Consider the following 1018-nt stretch of genomic DNA (forward strand, 5'->3'; position numbering starts at 1 on the left):
CCAAAATCTCGAATAAGTACTCTCGACAAACCTGATTGGGCTTGAGAACAAATCAAAAGCAGTGGGTATAGCAGTAGGTATTAAGGTTAGGACAAGCGTTCATCGCTAAAACTTTGTCACAGTCAACTTCACCCCTTCTGCCTTGGAGCCTTCTGCCTTCTGCCTTCACCCCTTGCGCGTAGCGCTATAATTTTTGGCTGTGCTAATTGTCCACTGTGTCCCAATCTCAACAGTTATGGAACACTTTGGGATTGATTGGACTATTGAATGCTTGTAGAAACTGAGTCACTAAAAGCCTCCATTGGCTTTTGATTGTGACCTATAAGCATTGCTGTGTATGGCATTGAGGCTGCTTGATGGCTGAATTAACCCTCACCCAATTTTACCGAGTTTGGTCTGCCAGTTCTCTCTGGTAGGGTATTTTGGGTTGATGGCAATGATTGACAGCTACCTTGGGTTTCTATGCCAGCTGAGCTGCTTTGATTCCCCTGGAGTACTAATTCCACCCTGGAGTACTAATCCCCATCTGGATAGTTAATTCTGGCAGTCTCAGCTGGCTCAGGGGAGCTAACAGTTACTTCATGAGGCTGTACTTCCCAAGTGAGCTCTAAATGCTTTCCATAGCGAGAAAACATCACATTGACTAGTTCGCTTAAACTGGCGATTTGAGTAATCTCCATCAGGTGTTGACAGCGCTCTAATACCCCTCCCCTGAGGACTATCCTTGTCTGTGTCATTATTTGCTATTCCTTTGATGCTCATTTACTGGTATGGCAAGCGAGAGATTTCTCAATTCCAAGCTTTCTCTGATTTTTGATGGTTTCATAAAGATAGCTCCTCTTAGAGTTAGCCTCTTCGGAGGTGGAGCGATCACTGGGTTTGTGAGACTTTCGAGTGATCGCTCTTAAATTCAGTTGTCGGGATACTACGATGGTGAATTATTAATGTAGTATCTTTCAAAAAACCTGGAGAGGGAAAACCTCTCCCTAGCTAGTGGGTGAGGTTAATCCTCCACTGC

1 protein-coding gene is annotated in these 1018 nt (G+C 44.5%); it reads right to left on the reverse strand.

Annotation, left to right across the window (positions count from 1 at the left end; translation table 11 throughout):
* Positions 1-515: 515 nt before the first annotated feature.
* Complete coding sequence (locus tag F6K23_RS41280; protein WP_293167103.1) at positions 516-737, reverse strand: hypothetical protein; 222 nt, start codon at positions 735-737, stop codon at positions 516-518.
* Positions 738-1018 lie beyond the last annotated feature (281 nt).

The organism is Okeania sp. SIO2C9 (genome assembly GCF_010672455.1).
In the GTDB taxonomy this organism is placed as follows: Bacteria; Cyanobacteriota; Cyanobacteriia; order Cyanobacteriales; family Microcoleaceae; genus Okeania.

What these genes read in the sequence shown, in the direction of transcription:
- F6K23_RS41280 (WP_293167103.1), bottom strand. Translation starts at nt 737, where the DNA reads ATGACACAGACAAGGATAGTCCTCAGGGGAGGGGTATTAGAGCGCTGT.